Genomic DNA, 19,259 nt, shown 5'->3' with positions numbered 1-19,259 from the left:
GCATGCATGCCAAGGGAGACATCGCCGCACACGGCGAGCAACAAGGAACGATCGGCAGCAAGCTCTATCGCTATACGCAACTGCTGCTGCTGGTGCTCGCCGGCGGCACCATCTATCCGGTGATCTATCTGCGGCAGGTCTACCAGACCAGCATGATCGCCGCGCTTGCCATCGACAACCAGCAACTGGGCTATCTGTATTCGCTGCTGGGTGCCGTTTTCATGGTCAGCTACCTGCCCAGCGGCTGGCTGGCCGATCGCATTGCGCCACGTGTATTGATCAGCGTGTCGTTACTCGGCACCGGCGCACTGGCGTTGTGGTACGCGACCCTGCCGGAGTTCCATGTCCTGCTGCTTATTTATGGTGGCTTTGGCTTGACCGCCGGACTCACGTTCTGGGCGCCCCTGGTCAAGCGCGTAAAACTATTGGCCGGCAAGAAGGAGCAGGGACGCTTCTTCGGCATCCTCGATGGTGGCCGCGGCCTGGTGGAAGCCTTGCTGGCGACGGCTGCCATCAGCCTGTTTGCCTACGTCCGGGAAGATCGGGGACAAACCCTGGCCGAAGGCTTCCAAAGCGTCATCCACTTGTATGCCTATGCCTGCCTGGCGCTCGGTGTCGTGCTGGGCCTGCTGCGTGATCCCCGGCAAGCCGGCGTGGCGTCCCGTGCCGGCAAGGCATCTGCCATCAAGGGAAACCTGTTCCAGGACCTGCGGTTGCTGGCGGGCTTGCCGGAGCTATGGCTGGTCACCGCGATCGTGTTTTGCGGTTATCACTTTTTCTGGGCTACCTACAGCTTTTCCGCCTACCTGGAAGAGGGCGGCCTGGGCCTGAGCGCGACGATGGCCGGCGTCATTACCACCATCAAATTGTGGATGCGCCCGGTCGGCGGTATCGGCGGCGGCTGGCTGGGCGACCGCTTCACCAACTTGCGCGTGCTGACCTGGGTGCTGGTGCTGGCCGGCGTCGGCATGTTCGGCCTGATCACACTGCCGAGGCTGCAGATCGTGCCGCTGGTGATCGCGCTGATCATTTTCATCGGCCTGATGAGCTACGCGATCCGCGGATTGTATTGGGCGATCCTCGATCAATGCCCGATTCCGGAACGGGTCACTGGCCTGGCGATCGGCATCATTTCCGTCGCCGGCTATTCGCCGGACGTGCTGATTCCGCTGGTCAATGGCTGGGTTACGCAGAAAATTCCCGGGACGCTCGGCTACCAGATTTATTACACCTACATCCTGGTGATGGGATCGCTCGGCGTGGTGGCCGCGATCGCCTTGAAGAAGCGCCTTGCGAACAGGAGCCGCGCATGAAGATCGTTTCCTTGCAGACGCATGTCGTCGCCGTTCCGCCTCCGCATATCGGCGGCATGTACTGGTTGTTCGTCACATTGAAGACGGATACCGGCATCGAAGGCGTGGGCGAGGTCTATGCCGCGACGTTTCATCCCAGGGCCATGGTGCCGATCATCGAGGATGTCTTCGATCGCCATCTGCTCGACCACGATCCCCACCACATCGAGCGCTTTTTCCGCCAGGCCTATTCGAGCGGCTTCACGCAGCGGCCGGACCTGACCATGATGGGCGTGGCAAGCGGCCTGGAAATGGCCTGTTGGGACATCATCGGCAAGGCCGCCAACAAGCCGGTGTACGAACTGCTCGGCGGCAAGGTCAACGAACGCCTGCGGTCTTATACCTATCTGTATCCCGTCAACGACAAAGGCGAATACGACTATGGCGATCCGGACCTCGCGGCCGAATACGCCGTGCGTGCGATGGAGCAGGGATTCACGGCGGTGAAATTCGATCCGGCCGGGCCATATACCGCCTATTCCGGGCATCAGCTTTCGCTGGATGTACTCGAACGCTGCGAAGCGTTCTGCCGCAAGATCCGCGAGGCGGTGGGCAATCGTTGCGACCTGTTGTTCGGTACGCACGGGCAGATGGTGCCATCTTCGGCCATCCGCCTTGCCAGGCGGCTGGAGAAATACGATCCGCTGTGGTTCGAGGAACCGGTACCGCCGGGCCAGGAAGAGGCCATGGGGCAGGTCGCGGCCAAGACCACGATCCCGATCGCCAGCGGCGAGCGCCTCACCACCAAATATGAATTCTTCAGGCTGTTGCAGGCAGGGGCTGCGTCGATCCTGCAGATGAACGTCGGTCGCTGCGGCGGGCTGCTGGAAGCGAAGAAGATCGCCAGCATGGCCGAGGCTTATTACGCACAGATCGCACCGCATCTCTATAACGGCCCGGTGGGCGCGGCGGCGAGTTTCCAACTGGCGGCATGCACGCCGAACTTCCTGATCCAGGAAAGCATCGGCACCTGGGATGGCTTTCATGCGCAGGTGCTTGAAAAACCGCTGCAATGGGAAGACGGCTACATCATTCCTTCCAGGGAGCCCGGCCTGGGCGTGGCATTGAACATGGATGTGGTGCGCAGCCACTCGCCGTACACCGGCGATCGCCTGCACCTGCAAATGGCGCCCGACCCGGTTGACGTCAAGGACCACTCTCCCGCACGCGGCTAAGCCCCCTTACCTGGCATTTGCTCATGACCTTCGACTACATCATCGTCGGCGCCGGTTCGGCCGGCTGCATCCTCGCCGATCGTCTCAGCGAATCGGGACGGTATTCGGTACTCGTGCTGGAGGCGGGCGGCAAGGACAACTCGCCCTGGATCAAGATGCCGGGCGGTTTCGTCAAGCTCTACTACCATCCCCGCTACAACTACATGTACTACTCGCAGCCGCAACCGCAGCTCGGCGGACGCAAGCTATATGCGCCGCGCGGCAAGGTGCTGGGCGGTTCCGGTTCGATCAACGCGATGATCTATGTGCGCGGCCAGGCGCACGATTTCGACGACTGGGCCGCCGGTGGCAACGATGGCTGGGCCTGGCGCGATGTATTGCCGTATTTCCGCCGGCTGGAAACGCATCCGGAAGGCGACAGCGACTATCACGGCGGCCACGGCCCGATCCATATCAGCTCGATGCGTGGCAAGACGCATCCTATCTGCGATGCATTCCTCGCCGGTTGCGAACAGCTGGGTTATCCACGCAGCGCGGATTTCAATGGTGCACAGTTCGAAGGCGCGGGCATTTACGATCTCAACACGCGCCGCGGCGAGCGCTGCTCCAGCGCCGTCGCATGCCTGCATCCGGCCATGAAGCGCCGCAATGTGCGGATACTGGCCGATGCGCGGGTCGAGCGCGTGCTGTTCGATGCGGAACGCCGCGCCATCGGTGTCAGGACGAAGCAGGGCGGTGTGCAAAAGGACTTCCAGGCGCAGCGTGAGGTGATTCTCGCCGCGGGCGCCGTCGGCACGCCCCAGCTCCTGCAGCTTTCCGGGGTGGGCGACAAAGCCTTGCTCGACCAGCATGGCATCCAGGCCGTGCATCATCTGCCCGCCGTGGGCGCCCATCTACAGGATCATCTTTGCGCCAGTTACTACTACCGGGCCAACGTTCCGACGCTCAATGACGAACTGCGCTCCCGCTTCGGGCAACTGAAGGTGGGCCTGCAGTACCTGCTGAGCCGCGGCGGCCCGCTGGCCATGAGCATCAACCAATCCGGCGGATTCTTCCGTGGCGACGACCGGCAGCTTCATCCGAACCTGCAGCTGTACTTCAACCCGCTCTCCTACCAGATTCCCAAGAGCAACAAGGCCTCCATCAAGCCGGAGCCATACCCGGGCTTCCTGCTCTGCTTCAATCCCTGCCGCCCGACCAGCCGCGGCAGCGTGCGCATCGCTTCTCCTCGCGCGGAAGATGCGCCGCTGATCGATCCCAATTACCTGAGCACCGACAAGGATATCGCCGAGGTGCTGCAAGGCAGCCGCTTGATCCGCCGCATCATGCAGGCGCCCGCGCTGCGTTCGGTCACGGTGGAGGAAACGCTGCCGGGACCGGGCGTGCAGGATGATGAAGCCATGCTCGGCTATTTCCGCGCCCACTGCGGCTCGATCTACCATCTGTGCGGTTCGGCGGCGATGGGCAGCGATCCGTCGAGGTCGGTGGTGGACAAGCACCTGAAAGTGCATGGCCTGCGGGGATTGCGCGTTGTCGATGCCTCCGTTTTCCCCAACATCACTTCCGGCAACATCAACGCCGCCGCCATGATGGTGGCCGAAAAAGGCGCCGCGCTGATCCTGGGGGATCGGACGTAACCCCCTGCAAGGAAGGCGGCATTGGCAGGCGAAATCCGGCTGGCGCGGGAGGATTTGCCGAGCTTCGTCACATCGCGGCCGCTCCGGTAATTTCACGGGAAGCCTGAAGAGCGGGCAAGGCGGACCTTTCGCCCGGCCCCGACCGGCCGGCGCCAAGCTGGCCGCTGCTGCACTCCGGCATGACCGGTCATGGGCCGCCGGCTACAATGCCGGGCTCCCCATCGTTCCGGAACCTGTATGGCAGCCCGATTGAATCCGCTCGACCTGTATGACGTCCGCTCCCTGCTCACCGACGAAGAGCGCATGGTGCAGGACACCGTCGGCCGTTTCGTCGACGAGAAGGTGCTGCCGATCATCGGCGATTGCTTCGACCAAGGCCGGTTCCCGAAGGAGCTGGTCCCGGAGATTGCCGGCCTGGGCCTGCTGGGCGCCACCATCCCCGAGCAGTACGGTTGCGCCGGCATGAACGGTGTCAGCTATGGCCTGATCTGCCAGGAACTGGAGCGCGGCGATTCGGGCCTGCGCAGCTTCGCCTCCGTGCAAAGCTCGCTGTGCATGTATCCGATCTACGCCTACGGCAATGAAGAACAGAAGATGCATTACCTGCCGAAGATGGCGGCGGGCGAGATCATCGGCTGCTTCGGCCTGACCGAGCCGCATGGCGGCTCCGATCCGGCCAATATGAAGACCAGCGCCAGGAAGGATGGCGGCGACTGGATCATCAACGGCGCCAAGATGTGGATCACCAACGGCAACATCGCGCAGATCGCCATCGTCTGGGCGCAGACCGAAGACGGTATCCAGGGTTTCATCGTGCCCACCGATAGCAAGGGCTTCACCGCGCAGGAAGTGCACAAGAAGATGAGCCTGCGCGCCTCCGTGACTTCGGCGCTGTTCTTCGACAACGTGCGCATCCCGGACGCCAACCGCCTGCCGAACGTGAAAGGCCTGAAGGGGCCGCTCGGCTGCCTCACGCAGGCGCGCTATGGCATTACCTGGGGACCGATCGGCGCCGCGCAGGCCTGCCTGAAGGAAGTGCTCGATTACACCCAGGAACGTGTGCTGTTCGGCCGCCCGCTGGCCTCGAACCAGGCCATCCAGCTGAAGATGGCCGACATGGCCCGGCGCATCACCGGCGCACAGCTGCTGTCGCTGCAGCTCGGTCGCCTGAAGGATGCCGGCAAGATGGAACCTACCCAGGTTTCGCTGGCGAAATGGAACAACTGCCGCATGGCGATCGACATCGCGCGCGACTGCCGCGACATTCTCGGCGGCGCGGGCATCACCGTCGAACATTCGGCGATCCGCCACGCGCTGAACCTCGAATCCGTCATCACCTACGAAGGCACCGAAACCGTGCACCAACTGGTGGTGGGACGCGAGCTGACTGGAATCAATGCGTTCTGACGCCTATCACGCCCCTCTCCTCTCGGGGGAGGGCCGGATGAGAAGAACGCTTGCGGTAGGCCTGCTCCGGCTCGATCGGGCTTTTTTGCACCCCGACCTACGATGCAAGATCGCTTCTTTCCTCGGTCCTTCCCCGAAGGGATAGAAAGATAAAGAACAGGCACAGCGAGAGAAGACCTTGTCGATTCCTGACCTTCGCATCGAAACCGAACGCCTGATCCTGCGTCCGCCCATCGCCGGCGACTTCGACGCTTACGCCGCGAACATGGCCGATCCGGAAGCCGCCCGTTTCATCGGTGGCAGGCAGTCGCGCGAAATGGCCTGGCGTGGCTTCCTCACGCTGGCGGGTGCCTGGGCGATCCAGGGCTTCGCGATGTTCTCGGTGATCGAGAAAGCCAGCGGCCGCTGGATCGGCCGCCTCGGTCCGTGGCATCCGGAAGGCTGGCCGGGCACCGAAATAGGTTGGGGGCTGGCGCGCGAGGCATGGGGTAAGGGCTATGCCCATGAAGGATGCGTGGCGGCGATCGGCTGGGCGTTCCAGCATTTGGGCTGGAGCGAGGTCATCCATTCGATCCACCCCGATAATCTCGCCTCCCGCGCCTTGGCGCGCCGCCTGGGCTCGACCTGCCGCGGCTTGCAGAAACTGCCTCCTCCTTATGCGGATTCGCCGAACGAACGCTGGAGCCAGACGCGGGAACAATGGCTGCGGCGGTCATGACCCAGGTCAGCCACGCGCTAGGGGAGGCCATCGCGGCAAGCGTGCCGGCATTGCATGCGTATTGCCGTGATCCGTGGGTGGTGGTCGGTAGTGCCGCCGCGGCGCTGGCCGGCGCGGCGGTCGAAGTCGCGGACGTGGATGTGCTGGCGAGCAGCGCGGATGCAGAACGCCTGATGGCGCTGTGGCAATCGCTTCGGGATACCCGTTTCGTGCCCGCCGGTGCCGAACGTTTTCGCTCGCGCTTTGCCCGTTTCCATTTTCCTGGCCTGCCGGTCGAAGTCATGGGCGATCTCCAGCTGCGGGGCTCCCAGGGATGGCAGCCAGTACAAGTGAAAGAAATCGTGCAGGTTGCCGTTGCGGGTGTGCCGGTGCCCATCCCGGCGCGTGGCGAGCAGATCCGCATGCTGGAAAGTTTTGGCCGTCCCAAGGACTTGCTGCGTATCCAGCGGTTGCGTGCCCTGTGAAAACCTTATCTTCGTCGTGAACGGCGGCCACGCGGCGCGCCAACCGATCATTCTTCCAGTGCCGCCAGGCGGCACCTCCTGCAGAGAATTGTTGCCCTATGTCTTCCACGCCCATCGCCGCCCGCCACAAAGGCTTCAACCGCGCCGAGATCGTCGACCAGAACTTCATCGAGTTCGTGCAGCAGTGGCAGGGCGAGGTGCGGCCCACGCCGCGCGACAGCGAAGCGGTGTTGCCGGGCAGTGCGCTCGACGCACGCGGCTTCCGCGAGCTGCTGGAATCGCAATTGATCTCGCGCCACCTCGACCTGATGGCGCGCGTGCTGCGCGTGCAGAACAAGGTGTTCTACACCATTGGCAGCTCGGGTCATGAAGGCAACGCGATGGTGGCGCGGCTTGCGCGGCATACCGATCCGGCCTTCCTGCATTACCGCTCCGGCGGCTTCATGGCCGAGCGGTTTCGCAAATTGCCCGGCATGGATCCGGTGATGGATTCGGCGTTGTCGTTCGCCGCCAGCAAGGACGATCCTGCGTCCGGCGGGCGCCACAAGGTGTGGGGCAGCAAGCCGTTGTGGGTATTGCCGCAGACCTCGACCATCGCCTCGCACTTGCCCAAGGCGCTCGGCACGGCGATTGCCATCGAGCAGGCACGGCGGATTGGCCACCCGTTGCCTGTCCCGCACGATTCCATCGCCATCTGCTCCTTCGGCGATGCCTCCAGCAACCATGCCACCGCGCAGACTGCCTTCAACGCGGCTGCGTGGACGGCGTACCAGAAGTTGCCGGCGCCGGTGTTGTTCGTATGCGAAGACAACGGCATCGGCATTTCGGTGAAGACGCCGGGCGGCTGGGTCGCCAACAATTTCCGGCATCGTCCCGATCTCGACTATTTCTTCGCCGATGGACTGGACCTGGCCGAAGGCTACGCGCAGGTGCAGCGCGCGGTGGAGCATTGTCGCCAGACGCGCCGCCCGACTTTCCTGCACCTGAAAACCACGCGCATCATGGGCCACGCCGGCACCGATTTCGAGATCGAGTGGCGCAGCATCGAAGAACTCGTATCGGTGGAAGCGTCCGATCCGCTGCTACGCTCGGCTGCCATCGCGCTCGAATCGGGCGTGTACGACAAAGAGGCGTTGCTGGCGCTCAACGAAGCGCTGCGCAAGCGTTGTTTCATGGCCGCGGAAGAGGCCGACCGGCGCCCCAGGCTCGAACGCCTCGACGATGTGATGGCCCCGTTGGCGCCGTACACGCCGGACAAAGTAAAGGCCGAGGCCGAACGCACGGACTATCAGGACCGGCGTATCACCGTATTCGGCAGCGAAGACAAGCTGCCGGAAAAACAACCGCCGCGCCATCTGGCGATCCAGATCAACCAGGCGCTGCACGAGGTGATGGCGAAGTATCCCGAAACCCTGCTGTTCGGCGAAGACGTGGCGCAGAAGGGCGGCGTATACACCGTCACCAAGGGCCTGCACAAAACGTTCAAGGGCAGCCGGGTGTTCAACACGCTGCTCGATGAAACCGTGATCCTTGGCCTGGCCCAGGGCTACGCCAACATGGGCATGTTGCCGTTGCCGGAAATCCAGTACCTGGCGTATTTCCACAATGCCTGCGATCAGATTCGCGGCGAAGCGGCGTCGTTGCAATTCTTTTCCAACGACCAGTACCGCAACCCGCTGGTGATGCGCGTCGCCGCGCTTGGCTACCAGCGCGGCTTCGGCGGCCATTTCCACAATGACAACTCGATCGCGGCCTTGCGCGATATCCCCGGCCTGGTGGTCGGCTGCCCCAGCCGCGGTGACGATGCCGCCACCATGCTGCGCACCATGCTGGCGCTGGCCAAGGTCGATGGCCGTGTCTGCGCGTACCTCGAACCGATCGCGCTGTACATGACCAAGGACCTCTACGAAGCGGGCGACGGCCAATGGCAGTTCACCTATCCCGCGCCGGGCGAAGCGATGCCGCTGGGCGAGGGCCGCGTGTATGGCGAAGGCGCCGATGACCTGGTGGTGTTCACCTTCGGCAACGGTGTGCCGATGGCGCTGCGTTCGGCCCGCACCATCGAGCAGGAACTGGGCTGGAAGGTGCGCGTGGTGGATTTACGCTGGCTGGCGCCGCTCAACGACGCTTTTATCGCGGCGCAGGCGAAGACCGCCAGGCGCATTCTCGTGCTGGACGAAGGCCGCAAGAGCGCAGGCGTGGGTGAGGGCATCATTACCGCGGTGGTCGAAGCCGGCCTGGGCGGCACGCCGCTGGAGCGCGTAGTGGGTGCGGATACCTACACCCCGTTGGCGGGCGCCGCGTTCCTGGTGTTGCCGGGGGATGCGGAAGTGGTCGCGGCAGCCAGGAAACTGGCCGCGCGGCACTGAAGGCCTGCGTCTGGATGACCGATACGGCTGCGCGCACGCAGCCGCATCGGTATCAACTTTCCGGTTCGTGCTTGCTGCGTGGTGCAGGATGCCCCGCGATTTCCGCGCGCCGTTCAAAAGTATGGACCTGGTTGCGGCCGTGGAGCTTCACGTAATACATGGCCTGATCGGCGCGTTCGATCAATGTTTCCAGCGTGTCGCCCAAGCTGCGCATGGCCAGGCCGATGCTCACGCTCAACAGCAATTCGTTCTGGTCGACGGGAATCTCCAGCCGGTGCACGCGCCGGCATAAGCGTGTGGCGACATGCACCGCCTGTTCCTGGTTCACGCCGTGCAGCATGGCTATGAATTCCTCGCCGCCATAGCGTCCCAACAGGTCGGTGGGGCGCAGTTCGTTGCTCAGTACTTCGGCTACCGCCATCAAGGCGCGGTCCCCGGCGACATGGCCCTGGCGATCGTTGAGCAGCTTGAAATGGTCCAGGTCCAGGAACAGCATGGCGATCGGCTGTTCGGCATTCGTCGCCTCGGCCAGCATCCGGTTGGCCGCTTCGGTCCAGGCGCGGCGATTGAGCAGGTTGGTAAGCGCATCGCGGTCGGCGAGCACGCGCACGTTGTCGCGGTCGCGCCGCATGGTCAGGGCGCGATCGGCCAGGCCCAGCGACAGCACGATCGCCTCGAACGCGCCCATGGCGATGCTGGCATCGTTGAGCCAATCCAGGCTCGGCAGCGCGCCGGTAGCCTGGGCGCCGGTCATCGCGGTCAGCACCAGCAGCGGCGTCCATCCGGCCAGGAAGAACCAGGCCTGGCGCGAGCCTCTCACGCCGGCCGCCAAGGCCGTAAACAGCAGCAGCACGGCGCCGAGTATCAGCACCGGATTGACCAGGGTCTGCGCCATCACCACCAATGCGGAAATGTGGCTGCAGCGCAGCAGCACGATCAGCGGCATCGCGATGCCGAGCGCGATCACCGGCACGCGCAGCGAAGCGGCGAACTGCTGCAAGTCGCAAAAGCGGCTGATGAACAGCGCCGCGAAAGATACCGAAAGCGCCATGGCGCCAGCGCCCACCAGCGTTTCCGATCCGGCCAGCCAGCTAAAGCCCAGCGGGTGAAACAGGAAGCCGGTCTGCACGCCTTGCACCACGACATAGCAAAGCATGTAGCCGGTGTACCAGGCGAAGGTCATGTCGCGCAGCATGAGGGCGAAGCACAAGGCCATCATCGCCATGGCCACCATCACCGCGAAACAGGCGGTGGCGAAAGCGAGCCAGTTGGTATCTTCCTGCAAGTAGTCATCCAGGCCTTGCAGTTCAAAACGTTCGGGGGCGGCCATGGCGGCGCCGGGTTCGAACTTCAGCAGGATAGGCTTGGCCTGGCCGCGATCGACCGCCAGCTCGAACGCCAGCCGGCCATGCCCATGCAACGGCGCGGCGAAATCGTCGAGCGCCAGCGTGCGGGCCGGGCCGTTGCTGCCGTACAGGGTGATCGAGCCCATGGGCGCGGGATAGATCGACAGCACCCGTTCCTCGCCGGAACCGGACGGCGCCGGTTGCAGCACGATCCAGCTGCCCAGCGCCTCGCGGGGGAATCGCTGCAGAATCGAGGGATCGAACGCCTTTAAGGTTCCGTGAGAAAAAGCGGCCAATACCTGCGCGGGGGTGTCGCCGCGCGTCACTTCGCGCCACGCTCCGCTCAGCGGCGCACGCGCGCTGGCGTGGACCAGGGAGAACCACAACAGCCAGGCCAGGGGCAAGGCGGCCAATAGCCACCTGCGCGCACGCCACCCTCTCGACAAAACGTCCCTAGTCACCGCAACCCCTTGTTCCTGAACGGTCCCTCATGCCTACCTCCCTAGTGGCACGACGACCCGGTATCCCCGCCGCCGGGCGGTTTCCCCTGTCGCGGCAGCACCGTCATTGTGAACTTTCGGCCAAGCAATGGAACGCTCGCCGACATGTCGCACAACCCCTATGCAGGGTACATGCCAGCGCCTGCGTGCTTTGTCGCGGGTGATTTCACAAGAAGTTGCGCAGGACTGGCGCATCTTCCGTTGGCCTGCGACGGCACGTGGCAGGTTGCGATAGGTTCGTTACTTGAGGAGAACGGCATTGAGCGCAGTCAAGGTAGCGGTGCTGGTCGGCAGCCTGCGCAAGGAATCTTTCAACCGCAAGCTGGCGCACGCAGTGGAACGGCTGGCTCCGCCGGAACTGTCGTTCGAACACGTGCGCGTGGATAACCTGCCGCTCTACAACCAGGATTTCGACCAGGACTATCCGCTGGTATGCCGGCAGCTGAAGGAACAGATCAAGGCAGCGGATGCGCTGCTGTTCGTCACCCCGGAATACAACCGGTCGATTCCCGGCGTGCTGAAGAACGCGCTGGACATTGCCTCGCGGCCCTACGGCACCAATGCGTTCGCCGGCAAGCCAGGCGCGGTCGTGGGGATCTCGGTGGGGGCGACGGGTACGGCGCTGGCCCAGCAGCACCTGCGCAATGTGCTGGCCTATCTGGACGTGCCCTTGTTGGGGCAGCCGGAAGTATTCATCAAATTCAGCGATGGATTGATCGATGACGAAGGCAACATCGGCCCGCCGGACACCAGGAAATTCCTGCAAGGATTTGTCGATCGCTACGTGGCCTGGGTACGCGGGCACGCGCAGGCCTGACATTCGTCTGCGTTACGCCGCCTGGCAGCAAGGACGCTCAGAGCGCGGGTTTCGGTGCACCGATGCCGCAATATTTTTCCAGTAACTGTTGCTGCACATCGTGCGGCGATTGCGCATCGCCAGATTGCAGGCGCGAATAGTTGCCGTCCGCGTGCAATTGCCAGGTGGTAGCGGTATCGGACAGATACAGGTCCAGTTCCTTGCGGATGCGCTGGCGCAGCTTGCGATTCTCGATCGGGAAGCCGGTTTCGACCCGGCGATCCAAGTTGCGTTCCATCATGTCCGCGCTGGCCAGGTACATGCTTTCCTCGCCATCGTTGGCGAACCAATAGATGCGACTGTGTTCGAGAAAACGGCCGATGACCGAGCGGACGCGGATGTGCTGCGACACCCCCGGGATGCCCGGGCGCAGGCAGCACATGCCGCGCACCAGCAAATCGATCTTCACGCCGGCGGCATTGGCCTTGTAGAGCGCGCGGATGATCTTCGCATCGGTCAGCGCGTTGATCTTGAGGATGATGTGCGCCGGCTTGCCCGCTTCGGCGTGCGTCGTTTCGCGCGCGATCAGGTCGAGCAGGGATTTCTTCAGCGTGAACGGCGCATGCAGCAGCTTTTTCATCTTCAGCAGCTTGCCCATGCCGGTAAGCTGGCTGAAGAGCTTGTGCACGTCCTCGCATAGCGCGGAGTCGGACGTGAGCAGGCTGTAATCGGTGTAGAGGCGCGCGTTGCCGCTGTGGTAATTGCCGGTGCCCAGGTGTGCGTAACGCTGCAGCTTCTGGCCTTCCCGGCGCTGGATCAGCATCAGCTTGGCATGCGTCTTCACGTCGACCACGCCATAGATCACCATCGCACCGGCCTGTTGCAGGCGGGTCGCCAGGCTCAGGTTGGATTCCTCGTCGAAGCGCGCGCGCAATTCGACCACGATGACCACTTCCTTGCCGGCGCGCGCGGCTTCGACCAGCGCGTCCACGATCTCCGAGTTGGCGCCGGTGCGGTACAGCGTTTGCTCGATGGTCAGCACGGCCGGATCCTTGGCCGCCTGGCGCACCAGGTCCACCACCGGCGCGAACGATTCGTAGGGATGCAACAGCAACACGTCCTGCTTGCCGATCACCTGGAACAGGTCCTCGGCCTTTTTCAGCGCCTTGGGGATGGCCGGTACGAAGGGTGGATACTGCAACTGCGGGTGGTCGCTGCGGGTGACGATGCCGAACAGGCGGGTCAGGTTTACCGGACCGTTGACCTCGTACAGTTCCGCTTCGGCGAGACCGAATTGCTTGAGCAGGTAATCGGTGAGTGGCTTTGGGCAATTGTCCGCCACTTCCAGCCGCACGGCATCGCCAAAGCGACGGGATGAAAGCTCGCCGCGCAATGCACGTGCCAGGTCGTCCATTTCTTCCGGATCGATGGTCAGGTCGGCGTTGCGGGTCAGGCGGAACTGGTAGCAGCCGCGCACTTCCATGCCGGGGAACAGCTCGTCGGCATGGGCGTGGATGATCGACGACAACAACACATAATTCTCGCCGCCTTCGCAGATCTCGTCCGGCAGGCGCATGATGCGCGGAAGCACGCGCGGCGCCGGCAGGATCGCCAGGCCCGAGTCGCGCCCGAACGCATCCACGCCTTCCAGCTCGACGATGAAGTTGAGGCTTTTGTTGACCAGCAACGGGAACGGATGGGTGGGATCGAGGCCGATCGGCGTCATCATCGGCGCCACTTCCTGGCGGAAATAACGCTGTACCCAGCGTTTCTGCGCGACCGTCCAGCTTTTGCGCCGCACGATGCGGATGCCATGCTGGTACAGCTCCGGCAGCAGGCGTTCGTTGAGGATGCCGTATTGGCGCGCGATCTGCCGATGCGCGATATCGCTGATCTCGGCCAGCGCCTGTTTGGGCGGGATGCCATCCGGTCCGACGATCTCGTGGCCGAAGGCCAGCTGGCTCTTCAGGCCGGCGACCCGGATCTCGAAGAATTCATCCAGGTTGCTGGAGAAGATCAGCAGGAATTTCAGCCGCTCCAGCAGTGGCGTGTGTTCGTCCAGCGCCTGTTCCAGCACGCGGTTGTTGAACTGCAACTGCGACAGTTCGCGATGGATGTAATAGGCCTTGTCATTGAGATCGACGGCGGGTGCTGCCGATGCGTCCGGTGCGCTGGCGGCGGGCGTGGCGTCCTGGTCGTTACGTTTGCTCATCGATGCACCGTTGGGGTGGCGGCGTTGGCGATGCCGCACTCGCCTTGGCCAAATCACTGCGCTGACAGGATGCCGTAGCACGTTGACATGGATATGACATCACGCATCAGCGACGCACATCACGCTCCATCCTGCAGCAGCAGATACTGACTGGGTGCGGCGCCCAGGGTACGCCGGAACGCCGCGGTAAACGCGCTGGCGCTGCTGTAGCCCAGCTCGATCGCGACACGAGTCACCGAATGTCCGCGTCCCAGCCGGGCCAGAGCGGCCAACAGGCATGCCTGCTGGCGCCAGGCGCTGAAGCTCATGCCGGTCTGTTCGCGGAACAGGCGCGTAAAACTGCGCCGGCTCATGCCAGCCCGATGGGCCATGGTGTCGATATCGATCTCTAGGGAAGGTGATTCCAGCAGCGACCGGCATAGCCGTGCCAGGCGCGGTTCCCGTGGCAGCGGCGTGCTCAGCGGCAGGCTGGGCATGGTGGCCATTTCCGCAACCAGCAGGCGCATCAGGTGATCGTCGCGCCCGCCGAAAGCATATTCCGCCGGCACATCGACCGCCTCGGACAGCAGCGCGTGCAGCAGCGACGACACGCCGATCACCGTGCAGCGCTCCGGCAGGCCGGCCTTTGCCGCCATGGCAGGAAGGATATAGGCGCTGCGCGTGCTGACCGGGCCGCCCATGTGCACCACGTGGGCCACGCCAGCGGGAATCCACAAGGCACGCCGCGGCGGCACCGCCCAGCTACCTTCGCCGCTAGTTACCGTGATCACGCCGGTGATGGCGTAGAGGCATTGCCCGCGCTTATGGGTATGGCTCGGGAGCACCGTGCCCGACGGATAGTCATTGCCGGTGGCGACGACGTCGCGCGGGATGTCCTCATAGGCGATGACGCGGGTATTGCGCATGGCGGGAGCGAAGCGGCGAAACAAAAAAAGGGGAGGGCGGCGGCCGTGGACAGGTCCAGCTCTTTCGCTTGCCTTTTTTCGGTCCGTGGATGCTTGCCTTTTGACCTCCGGATCGGCCCGATTTCGACATAAGCTGACCCGATAGTGCATGCAGGCCGCAAGCGACTACTTTAAGGTGGCCGCTGCAGCGAGGCAATCGCGCCCATGTCCCCATTCTCCTTCCGACAGACCATGCCCAACTCCGCCGATCCGGTTTCCCTGCCGTCCGCACCCGCCTCCGCGGTGCAGCGCACGGACTACGCCATCCTGGGTGCGATCAGCTTTTCGCATCTGCTCAATGACATGATCCAGTCGCTGATCCTGGCGATCTATCCGATCCTGAAGAGCGGCTTTCATCTCAGCTTCGGCCAGGTTGGCCTGATCACGCTCACCTATCAGGTGACCGCGTCGCTGCTGCAGCCACTGGTCGGGATGGTGACCGATCGCAAGCCGAAGCCGTATTCCTTGCCGGTGGGGATGGGGTTCACGCTTTGCGGCCTGTTGCTGCTCGCTGTCGCGCCGAGTTTTCCAGTGCTGTTGCTGGCGGCGGCCCTGGTCGGTACCGGCTCATCCGTATTCCATCCGGAATCCTCCCGCGTGGCGCGCCTGGCCTCGGGTGGCCAGCACGGGCTGGCGCAGTCGCTATTCCAGGTGGGCGGCAACACGGGCTCGTCGTTGGGCCCCCTGTTGGCGGCCTGGATCATCGTGCCGCATGGCCGCGGCAGCGTGGCCTGGTTCTCGCTCGCCGCCTTGCTGGCGATGGTGGTGCTGTTGCAGGTAGGGCGTTGGTATCGCCTGCACCATGTCAGCCGCGCCAAGACGGTGCGCCATGTGGCCGGCGAAGCCTTGGGACGCGGCAAAGTGGTGACCTGCCTGTCGATCCTCGGCTTGCTGATTTTTTCCAAGTATTTTTATCTGGCGAGCATCAGCAGCTATTTCACTTTCTACCTGATCCACACCTTCGGGGTGTCGGTGCAGAACGCGCAGATGCATCTGTTCGTGTTCTTGTTCGCGGTGGCTGCCGGATCGCTGATCGGCGGCCCGGTCGGCGACCGGATCGGGCGCAAGTGGGTGATCTGGGTGTCGATCCTGGGCGTGGCACCATTCACGCTTGCACTGCCGCACGCCAATCTGTTCTGGACAGGCGTGTTATCCGTCGTGATCGGGCTGATCCTGTCTTCCGCGTTCTCGGCGATCCTGGTTTATGCGCAGGAGTTGATTCCGGGCCGGGTCGGCATGGTCTCCGGCCTGTTCTTCGGGTTTGCCTTCGGCATGGGCGGTATCGGTGCGGCGGTATTGGGGCACGTGGCCGACGTGCATGGCATCGATTACGTATATTCGCTGTGCGCGTACTTGCCGTTGCTCGGCGTGCTGGCATTGTTCCTGCCGGACCTGGAGCGATCGATGCGCCTGAAGGCTGCCGCGAAGTAGCTGCCTGCGTCCGCTCCCATGGATAAAGAGGGGACTCGGGATTTTTACGCCGATGACTGATCGGGACAACAGCGAGTGAGGTTGCTCGCGGATAGCCCCGCGCCTCGATCCTCTTCCGGAGGAAGGGATCGAGGCGGATTTCGTCGGCCGTCTTTCAATGCTTTGCCGGCGGCGGTCCCTGTACCACCTGCATCAGCTTTTGCGGCTGCAGGTATTTCTTGAATGCCGCTTGCACCTGCTCCGGCGTCAGCGTCAGGAAGTGTTTCGCCGCCACCATCGGCTGGTCGAGCGGTTCGCCGTGCCAGGCCCAGCTGAGCAGCGCGCGCGCGATGCTGTTGATGCTGGAAACGCCGACCGGAATGGAGCGAATTTCATACTGGCGCGCGTTGGTCAATTCGTCATCCTTCACCGGCGACGTCTGCATGTCGACCAGGTTCTGGCGCACCAGTCCATCGACCGGTGCCACCTTGTCCGGATCGCTGCCGTATTGCACAAAGAAGATCGAGCGCGAGCGGTCAAAGCGCATGCCCGAGCCCGCGCCATAGGCATAGCCGTGCTTGACGCGGATGTCGGTCATCAGGCGCGAGGCGAAACCGTTGCCGCCCAGTACATCGTTGCCCAATTGCAGGGCGTAGCGATCCGGATTGTGCATGTTGAGCTCCAGCATCTGGCCCACCAGCACCTGGTCTTGCGAAGCATACGGATTATCGACGACGGTGTAGCCGGCCGGGTTGACCGATACCGGCTTGGAAATCACTTCCGGTTTGGCGCCTTCGGCCTTCCATGCGCCGAAGTAGCGTTCCACCGTGGCTTTCGCCTGCCCGGGCGTGACATCGCCGACCACCACGATCGTGGTGAGATCGGGGCGGTAGGTTTTCGCGAAGTAATCTTTAAGGTCTTGCAGGGTAAGCGCCGCGATGGTCTGCGGCGTGGGGCGGCGCAGCTCGGGATCGCCGGCCGGCAGCAAGCCGGTCATCAGCGCCTTCATCATCTTGTATTGCGGTGACTGCATCTCGCCGGCCAGGCTGCGCGCCAGCGTCTCCTGCTGCGCGGCAAATCCGTCTTGCGGCAGGGCAGGATGCAACTCGTTGTCGGCCAGCAACTGCATGGCGCGATCGAACTGATTGCTCAGCGCCGCCACGCCGAAATCGGTGCCACCGTTTTCCGTGGCCGAGATATCGTCGAGCGCCTTGTGGAACGCATCGCGGTCCAGCGTGGTCGAGCCGTAGTCGAACAAGGTGGCGAGCAGGCGCGCAGCGCCTTCCTGGCCGGCCGGTTCCTGCAACTTTGCGTTGTTGTCGATATGGCCGAGCACCGTCACCGTCTTGCTGATGGTCTCCGGCTGCACGATCAGGCGGATGCCGTTCGCCAACTGCATTTGCACTGGCGCGAGCGTCCAGCGCGGCATTTCCAGCTTGCTCAACCTCCCGGCGGCCCACTCCGGCAGCGGCGCGTCGAGCTTGTCGTTGCCGGCGAAGGATTCCGAACCGCCGAAGCCGGCGCTGTCCGGCGGACGCTGGCCGTTGTTGTCGGAGGTCAGCACCACGGTCACGCGGTCATCCGGCTTGAGGTAGGCGCGCGCCACGCGATTGACATCGTCCACGGTCACGTCGCGGATCTGTTGTTCGGCTTCCTCGGGCGAGCTCAGCCCCATCCACGCGATCGCCTGCGACCAGGCGCTGGCAAGCGTGACGGCGCTGTTCTTGTTGAACTCAGCCTGGGCGATTTCCGAGCGCTTGGATGCTTCGACCAGCTCGGCCGGCACTCCATGCTTGAGCAGCTCGGCGATGACGCCCTCAAGCTCAGCCTGTGCTTTTTTCGCATCGCCGCCCTTGGGAAAGCCGACCTCGATGGCGCCGATGCCGCCATGGCTGAACGGTTGCAGTTGTGCGTCGGCACTAAGCACCTTGCCTTGCGCCGCAAGCGCGGACAGCGAACTGCGTGCGTTGTTAAGCACATCCAGCAACACCTGCGCCGCGGCGTTGTCCCTGGTCATCATGCCGGGCATGCGATACAGGAACTGTACCGTGCCGGTGCCCTGCGGCGTGCTGGCGGCGATCGTTTCCGGCTTCACCGGCTGCAGCGCCACTGGTGTGGGGGCGGGCAGCGCGCGCTTGGGAAGCTTGCCGAACAGCTGCCGTACTTTGTCCAGCGTCTGCTGCGGCGCCACGTCGCCGACGATCACCAGCAAGGCGTTGTTCGGTGCGTACCAGTGCTGGTAGAACGATTGCAGGTGCGAGGATGTCGTCTTGTCGAACGAAGAGCGGGTGCCGAGCGGATCCTCGGCATAACCGGTGCCGGCGTACAGGATGCGCTCGGCCTTCTGGAACGCGAGATAGCCCGGATCGGAAATGTCGCGCGACACTTCCTGTTCGATGGCGCCACGCTCGCGTTCCCAATCCTTCTGCGTCAACAGCGCGCCTTCCATGCGCGCCGATTCGATGTGCAGCAGGAGGTCGAGGTAGTTCGATGGCGCCACGAAGTAGTACTGGGTGGCATCGTTGGTGGTGAAGGCGTTGTTGTCCGCGCCCATCTTGCCGGTCATTTCGTTGAGCTGGGCACCGGTCATGCCCTGGCTGTCGCGGAACATCATGTGTTCGAGCGCGTGCGCCGTGCCCGGAAAGCCGTCCGGCGTCTGGTAGCCGCCGGCGAGATAGGTGATCTGCGTGGTGACCATCGGCGACAGCGTATCGCGCACGATCACCACGCGCAGACCGTTGTCGAGGGTGGCGCGCAAGACGTTGCTGTCGTTGGCGACCGCCTTCGATGCGGCAGGGGCATCGGCGCGGGCGGGCGAGCCGACGGCAACCAGTCCCACGCCCAGCATCACGCTCCATGCCAATGTCTTCAAACGGCTCGACATCATGTTCGGGGTTCCTTGAGGGGCAACGGTAGACCGCCGGATGTT

13 protein-coding genes are annotated in these 19,259 nt (G+C 63.6%); 9 read left to right on the top strand and 4 right to left on the bottom strand.

The window, feature by feature from the left end:
* Positions 1–2: 2 nt before the first annotated feature.
* From ISP15_RS12990 to ISP15_RS12960, 7 genes are all read left to right on the top strand, one after another.
* Positions 3–1,313 carry an MFS transporter gene (locus tag ISP15_RS12990; protein WP_404547954.1) on the top strand — a complete coding sequence of 437 codons (1,311 nt, stop codon included), beginning with the start codon at positions 3–5 and terminating at the stop codon, positions 1,311–1,313.
* The gene (locus tag ISP15_RS12985; RefSeq protein WP_404547953.1) at positions 1,310–2,527 is read left to right on the top strand and encodes a mandelate racemase/muconate lactonizing enzyme family protein; all 1,218 of its coding nucleotides are present in this window, start codon (positions 1,310–1,312) and stop codon (positions 2,525–2,527) included. Before ISP15_RS12990 ends, ISP15_RS12985 begins: the two co-directional genes overlap by 4 nt.
* 23 nt (positions 2,528–2,550) lie before the next feature.
* Complete coding sequence (locus tag ISP15_RS12980) at positions 2,551–4,164, top strand: GMC family oxidoreductase (protein ID WP_404547952.1); 1,614 nt, start codon at positions 2,551–2,553, stop codon at positions 4,162–4,164.
* 237 nt (positions 4,165–4,401) lie between these two features.
* The gene (locus tag ISP15_RS12975) at positions 4,402–5,571 is read left to right on the top strand and encodes an acyl-CoA dehydrogenase family protein (RefSeq protein ID WP_404547951.1); all 1,170 of its coding nucleotides are present in this window, start codon (positions 4,402–4,404) and stop codon (positions 5,569–5,571) included.
* A 178-nt stretch (positions 5,572–5,749) separates the two neighbouring features.
* Positions 5,750–6,289 carry a GNAT family N-acetyltransferase gene (locus ISP15_RS12970; protein WP_404547949.1) on the top strand — a complete coding sequence of 180 codons (540 nt, stop codon included), beginning with the start codon at positions 5,750–5,752 and terminating at the stop codon, positions 6,287–6,289.
* A complete protein-coding gene (locus ISP15_RS12965) occupies positions 6,286–6,753 on the top strand; it encodes a nucleotidyltransferase family protein (protein WP_404547948.1) in 468 nt (155 codons plus the stop codon). Before ISP15_RS12970 ends, ISP15_RS12965 begins: the two co-directional genes overlap by 4 nt.
* 98 nt (positions 6,754–6,851) lie before the next feature.
* Positions 6,852–9,122 carry a thiamine pyrophosphate-dependent enzyme gene (locus ISP15_RS12960; RefSeq protein WP_404547947.1) on the top strand — a complete coding sequence of 757 codons (2,271 nt, stop codon included), beginning with the start codon at positions 6,852–6,854 and terminating at the stop codon, positions 9,120–9,122.
* A 52-nt stretch (positions 9,123–9,174) separates the two neighbouring features.
* Here ISP15_RS12960 and ISP15_RS12955 read toward each other — a convergent pair whose 3' ends face one another.
* On the bottom strand, positions 9,175–10,881 hold the full coding sequence (locus ISP15_RS12955; RefSeq protein ID WP_404547946.1) for a GGDEF domain-containing protein: 1,707 nt from the start codon (positions 10,879–10,881) through the stop codon (positions 9,175–9,177).
* 346 nt (positions 10,882–11,227) lie between these two features.
* Between ISP15_RS12955 and ISP15_RS12950 the strand changes: the two genes are divergently transcribed.
* Positions 11,228–11,785 (top strand): NADPH-dependent FMN reductase, encoded by a 558-nt coding sequence (locus ISP15_RS12950; protein ID WP_404547945.1) that lies wholly within the window; start codon positions 11,228–11,230, stop codon positions 11,783–11,785.
* 37 nt (positions 11,786–11,822) lie between these two features.
* Here the strand turns inward: ISP15_RS12950 and ppk1 are convergent, their stop codons facing one another.
* Positions 11,823–13,976 carry a polyphosphate kinase 1 gene (gene ppk1 / locus ISP15_RS12945; RefSeq protein ID WP_404547944.1) on the bottom strand — a complete coding sequence of 718 codons (2,154 nt, stop codon included), beginning with the start codon at positions 13,974–13,976 and terminating at the stop codon, positions 11,823–11,825.
* A gap of 119 nt (positions 13,977–14,095) precedes the next feature.
* Positions 14,096–14,881, bottom strand: coding sequence for an AraC family transcriptional regulator (locus ISP15_RS12940; RefSeq protein WP_404547943.1), 786 nt, complete (start codon positions 14,879–14,881; stop codon positions 14,096–14,098).
* Between the two features lie 204 nt (positions 14,882–15,085).
* On the opposite strand from ISP15_RS12940, the gene ISP15_RS12935 reads away from it, so the two are divergent.
* Positions 15,086–16,351: an MFS transporter gene (locus ISP15_RS12935; RefSeq protein ID WP_404547941.1), complete on the top strand. Its 1,266-nt coding sequence runs from the start codon at positions 15,086–15,088 to the stop codon at positions 16,349–16,351.
* A 154-nt stretch (positions 16,352–16,505) separates the two neighbouring features.
* Here the strand turns inward: ISP15_RS12935 and ISP15_RS12930 are convergent, their stop codons facing one another.
* Entirely contained in the window at positions 16,506–19,217 is a 2,712-nt protein-coding gene (locus ISP15_RS12930) for a M16 family metallopeptidase (protein WP_404547940.1), read from the bottom strand.
* Positions 19,218–19,259 lie beyond the last annotated feature (42 nt).

The organism is Dyella jejuensis, assembly GCF_044904675.1.
In the GTDB taxonomy this organism is placed as follows: domain Bacteria; phylum Pseudomonadota; class Gammaproteobacteria; order Xanthomonadales; family Rhodanobacteraceae; genus Dyella_B; species Dyella_B jejuensis.
Note: the sequence above shows the minus strand (reverse complement) of the source record. Positions and strands in the feature narration are given on the sequence as shown.

What these genes read in the sequence shown, in the direction of transcription:
- ISP15_RS12960 (WP_404547947.1), top strand. Translation starts at nt 6,852, where the DNA reads ATGTCTTCCACGCCCATCGCCGCCCGCCACAAAGGCTTCAACCGCGCC.
- ISP15_RS12985 (WP_404547953.1), top strand. Translation starts at nt 1,310, where the DNA reads ATGAAGATCGTTTCCTTGCAGACGCATGTCGTCGCCGTTCCGCCTCCG.
- ISP15_RS12935 (WP_404547941.1), top strand. Translation starts at nt 15,086, where the DNA reads ATGTCCCCATTCTCCTTCCGACAGACCATGCCCAACTCCGCCGATCCG.
- ISP15_RS12980 (WP_404547952.1), top strand. Translation starts at nt 2,551, where the DNA reads ATGACCTTCGACTACATCATCGTCGGCGCCGGTTCGGCCGGCTGCATC.
- ISP15_RS12940 (WP_404547943.1), bottom strand. Translation starts at nt 14,881, where the DNA reads ATGCGCAATACCCGCGTCATCGCCTATGAGGACATCCCGCGCGACGTC.
- ppk1 (WP_404547944.1), bottom strand. Translation starts at nt 13,976, where the DNA reads ATGAGCAAACGTAACGACCAGGACGCCACGCCCGCCGCCAGCGCACCG.
- ISP15_RS12965 (WP_404547948.1), top strand. Translation starts at nt 6,286, where the DNA reads ATGACCCAGGTCAGCCACGCGCTAGGGGAGGCCATCGCGGCAAGCGTG.
- ISP15_RS12990 (WP_404547954.1), top strand. Translation starts at nt 3, where the DNA reads ATGCATGCCAAGGGAGACATCGCCGCACACGGCGAGCAACAAGGAACG.
- ISP15_RS12975 (WP_404547951.1), top strand. Translation starts at nt 4,402, where the DNA reads ATGGCAGCCCGATTGAATCCGCTCGACCTGTATGACGTCCGCTCCCTG.
- ISP15_RS12930 (WP_404547940.1), bottom strand. Translation starts at nt 19,217, where the DNA reads ATGATGTCGAGCCGTTTGAAGACATTGGCATGGAGCGTGATGCTGGGC.